This is a genomic window from Microcoleus sp. S13_C3, assembly GCF_036700905.1.
GTDB lineage: Bacteria > Cyanobacteriota > Cyanobacteriia > Cyanobacteriales > Microcoleaceae > Microcoleus.
In genome coordinates, this window is record NZ_JAUBPT010000290.1 from 1 (window position 1) to 4,393 (window position 4,393).

The following is a 4,393-nucleotide window of genomic DNA, read 5'->3' on the forward strand; positions in this document are numbered from 1 at the left end:
GCCTGTCGTGTCAGCGTAAGTATAACACAGAAAGCCGTCCTACAAGGACGGGGCTTTAAACCCAATTATTTTGGTAACTGTCACCTCGCTCATGCCCGGCCCAACCGATACTAACTTCTTCCATCGGGCGGGAATGGACGACACGAAGGCGGGCGCAGACAAGAAAGACGATCCAGCCGAGGTTGCTAAACAGGGATTTGAAGCCTTGATGGCCGGTAAGGACAACATCATTGCCGGTTCAATCAAGACAAAAATTATGGCCAGCGCGAGCAAAGTTTTGCCTGATACCGTTAATGCCGAAATGCACCGCCAGCTTACTGAACCGGGCTCTGCTAACAAATAATTTCCGCCCGTCTTACTATTCTTAAGTGCAGATTTAAAGAAAGTAAATATCGCAGATAATGGCAAGGTCGCCGCCGATAAAAGCGTGTTTACTTCTCCCAGTAGTGGCGATTTAGCGAAGTTTTCTCAGGCGTTCATCGATGGCATTATGCAGCATCGGGCTTGGATGCGAACTGAGGAATAAATGGTTCCCGCCTAAGTAATTTAGTACAGGACATTTATGCGAATTCATCATCTCAATTGTGGCTGTATGTGTCCCATTGGAGGGGCGCTTTTCGATGGCTTCAGTCGCGGTCTGACGGCTCACCTCGTCTGCCACTGTCTGCTTGTGGAAACGAATCAAGGACTGGTTCTGATTGATACCGGCTTCGGATTGCGCGATATCGAGTCACCTTACTCCAGGCTCAGCCCGTTTTTCGTCCATTTTAATAACATCAAGTTCGATCGCAAGTACACGGCAATCCATCAAATTGAACAGCTAGGATTTTCACCAAACGATGTGCGCCATATTGTGCTAACCCACCTCGATTTCGATCATGCCGGTGGTCTAGAGGATTTCCCGGAAGCAACGGTACATGTCATGCAGGCTGAAATCGATGCCGCACACGATCGGCATGGTTTCATCACAAAAAGGCGCTATCGTCCGGGGCAGTGGGATGAAGTCAAACGGTGGAAATACTATTCGGCGGGTGGCGAACCTTGGTTCGGTTTTGAAGCAGTCCGTGACCTCGACGGGTTGCCGCCGGAGATTTTGCTAATCCCGTTGGTGGGGCACACGCGCGGTCATGCTGGCATTGCCATTGATACACCCGATGGCTGGCTTCTGCACGCAGGCGATGCCTATTTCTACCGACACGAGATGGATGCTGCTAACCGACGCTGCACGCCCGGTCTGCGCGCCTACCAATGGATGATGGAGGTCGATCGCAAGGCTAGGTTGCTCAATCAAGGCCGGCTGCACGAATTATCGGTGCAGCATAGTAAAGATGTGCGCGTGTTTTGCAGTCACGATGCTATTGAGTTAAAAGCCTTCGTTGACGGGTCTAGGAGTTCTTAAAACTAGAAATTTCATCCTTAGTTCGGAATTACTTTTGCCCGATCGCGAATTGACAAATAACCTAAATTCAGCCAAAATTCTCCTCGATCGATCGTTACCCGGTAAACCTCCGCTATCCACTGCAAGCGTCAGCATCGATGCAGTCAACGGCGTCATTACCGGCATCTCGGTCGAAGACCGCGCCCGCAACATCCAAGTCGCCATCCACCCGGACACCAAACCTCAAGACTTGCGCCGTCTCGGTCACATTTTCCCCCTGCGGGCGATCGGACTCATCACCATGTGCCAGTTGCGTAATACTGAGATATTGCACCATTCTCAATTAGCCGTAGGGGCGGGTTCGCCAACAGCCTTAAAGCTTGCAAATATGTTCTATAAACCCGCCCGACCCCACGAAAAATCCTCTTATTGATATTGCTGCAAGATGTCAGGTAATACCAATTTTTTATGAGGTTGCATAGAATCCGATCCCCCCTAGCCAAGAGGGCGGGCACGGGGAGTAGGGGTCGCACCGCCCCTACTAAGGGGGGACAAGATTCTTCTCAAAGTCAACCCCTACTCCCCTTCTTAAGGGGGATTTAGGGGGATCGAGATATGTGCAAGTTCACATTAAATTGGTATAAGTCCTGTTTAACTTTTTATGTTGAAAAAGGATTGAGATTAGGATGAGGCTAATCTTTTCCAGGAATAACAAGTTTTTGACTTACAACCGCAGATAAACACAAATGACCGCAGAGGGATATAGGCTTTGGGAGCATTCTTAAAAAATTATCTCAATCAAACCCCACTCTTTTTCACCACCACTTCCACCTTTTCCGTCGTCCATTCCTCACTCGCATCAATCACAACCGTAATCTTCCGCTTAGGATTTTCTTCATCCACAACCGCCGTTAATAACTCTTCTAAAGCATTGGCAGATTTTTTATCCCCAACTTCTGGACGAGGTTGATCTAACGGTTGCAACTCTAACAATTGAAAATTTGTTGCATCCACCGTAGCAAACACTTTAATGATAAATACTCCTTCCTGATAATTTTCTGGCATTTCGAGTTCAATGCTAGTTCCTTTGTCTTGTCCAGGAGCTACAGACTCATCACCTTTAGGATAGAATTTGACAATACTAAAATCGGGCTGGAATATCAAAGCCGAAATATTTAAGATTCGCTTAGATTCATTATGAATTCGCACAAAAAACTTTTCTGATTCTTCCAATACAGGAACATGACCTCCCGTATTAAAAGGTATAAATTCCCCCTTTTCTGATTTACCTAATTCAACCTTAAGTTTGCCATTTAAGGTGGTATCAAAGACATCCTCATTATCTAGATCCAAAATAGTCTCATATCTGGCAACATGGATTAACCGAGCGATGAGCCTTTTTGTGGCTTCAGGTTCATCAATTTTTATCGGGAAAACAAGATTTTGGATGGGTTCTTTATTCGCATCTAAAATCCAATACTCCCCTTCCGAATTTAGGGAAACAAAATAATCTACATTCTCATCTGTTTCTGTTTCCGAACAAAATTCTATCCAGCGATGGCCATCAACTTGTGTTTTCACTAGCTCCAAATCCGAAAATGGTGATTTTGGTTCTGGTAAAAGCACTCGGACTTTGCGAATTTGCTTTAACCCTGGTGATAAATAGAAAGCAGGGGAACCGATTTCAAACATTCCTCTATCAATCATTCCTTGATCTAATTTAGGATTAATAGCTCTAATACCTTCTATGTATGTAACTTCTGCCCAACAATCGGATGCTTGCACTTCTACAACTTTAACCCTTGCAATTCGGTTTTCCTCATCCTTAAAATCCCTCGTTCTGAATTTGAATATTTCAAATTCAGCCCCTTTTTTAATACCGCTTGCTTGACCCATTTGTAGCTGAACTCGGTTTTTCTTGATATCTACTTTCATCACCGGCGCCTTACGGCTAGCACCAACAAGCTGACCCCCAAAAAAAGTGCGCTCAGTCTCTCCCATCAACATTGGGGTTTGCTGTACAAATACATTGTTAACTTGATTAGAAACTTTATTAAATAGCTCCTCTACAGAAATTTCTGTCCCCTTTTCCCGCAAAGCTTTTAATAAAAAATAAGTCAAAGCACCGTTGCGTTCCGTCCCTTCAAAAACCTTTTCATAAGCAAATTCATGCTCCCGACAAGCAGCGATTAAGGTATAACCTTTCGGTTCGGGTAACAAGCCATTGACCACCGTAATATTGCGGCTATTTTCTGTTGCAGTTTGCCAAGTTTGGGCTAATTCCTGAAGCGGGGCGACTAAACTATCTGTAGGTCGAGGAGTGGTGTCAATAAACCCTTCCCCGCGAATCTGGTCATCCCCGCTCATTTCTCTGGTTGCACCACCGGAATGACAGCTATCGAGTACGAGGGTGACAACTAACTCTTTTTCCACCATTTCTTCCAGCAATTTAGCAAATTCTATATCGCGCAAATAGCGGGAATTTGGTTGACCGATATCTGTGGGAACTAAGGCTTCATCTAATGCACCAAAACCTTTGAGGCTTTCAAAAATCGTTTTCGCCCGTCCGCCGTGACCAGAGTAGTGAATATAGACTTGATCTTGCGGTTGGGCTTTGGCTGTTAGTTCCTTGAATTTGGCAACAATATTTTCATAAGTGGGTAAAAGTTCCGGGGGTTCTTGGGGTTGGTTGGGATTGTCGGAAGCTGTAGCGGTGAGTTTAATGATTTGGTCGGAGGTGAGGTTGAAGGTGTCTTTTAAATAGGTTTCGACGTGGTTAATATCTTGAACACATCCCCGCAAGTTTTTGTAGTAGTTTCCTTCTGGTAAGCGATGGGGGAAGTAGAAATTGACACCGATGAGGAGGGCGTAGAAGTTGGGGGTTTGGTTGGTCATGGTTGATGGTGGGTAAGGGTTTGGGAAGGTTTTATTTTTATATAGCCCACATTCCGCACTTCAAGTTGAAGTACGATAAAATAGAATACCGAAAAAGCCAAAAACCCGGATAATTCAGAA

General features: G+C 45.2%; 3 protein-coding genes and 1 pseudogene. 3 read left to right on the top strand and 1 reads right to left on the bottom strand.

Annotated features, from left to right (window positions below; genetic code table 11):
• Nucleotides 1-70: 70 nt before the first annotated feature.
• The 3 genes and pseudogenes from QUA16_RS35825 to QUA16_RS35835 form a co-directional block, all read left to right on the top strand.
• Nucleotides 71-343, top strand: a complete 273-nt coding sequence (locus QUA16_RS35825) for a hypothetical protein (RefSeq protein ID WP_333109528.1) — start codon at nucleotides 71-73, stop codon at nucleotides 341-343.
• Nucleotides 344-592: 249 nt separating this feature from the next.
• A complete protein-coding gene (locus QUA16_RS35830; protein WP_333109529.1) occupies nucleotides 593-1,399 on the top strand; it encodes an MBL fold metallo-hydrolase in 807 nt (268 codons plus the stop codon).
• Between the two features lie 124 nt (nucleotides 1,400-1,523).
• Nucleotides 1,524-1,664 (top strand): annotated as a pseudogene (locus QUA16_RS35835) (3,4-dihydroxy-2-butanone-4-phosphate synthase); the annotation flags it as partial.
• A 512-nt stretch (nucleotides 1,665-2,176) separates the two neighbouring features.
• On the opposite strand, the gene QUA16_RS35840 reads toward QUA16_RS35835, so the two are convergent.
• Entirely contained in the window at nucleotides 2,177-4,273 is a 2,097-nt protein-coding gene (locus tag QUA16_RS35840; protein WP_333109530.1) for a caspase family protein, read from the bottom strand.
• Between the last annotated feature and the right edge of the window lie 120 nt (nucleotides 4,274-4,393).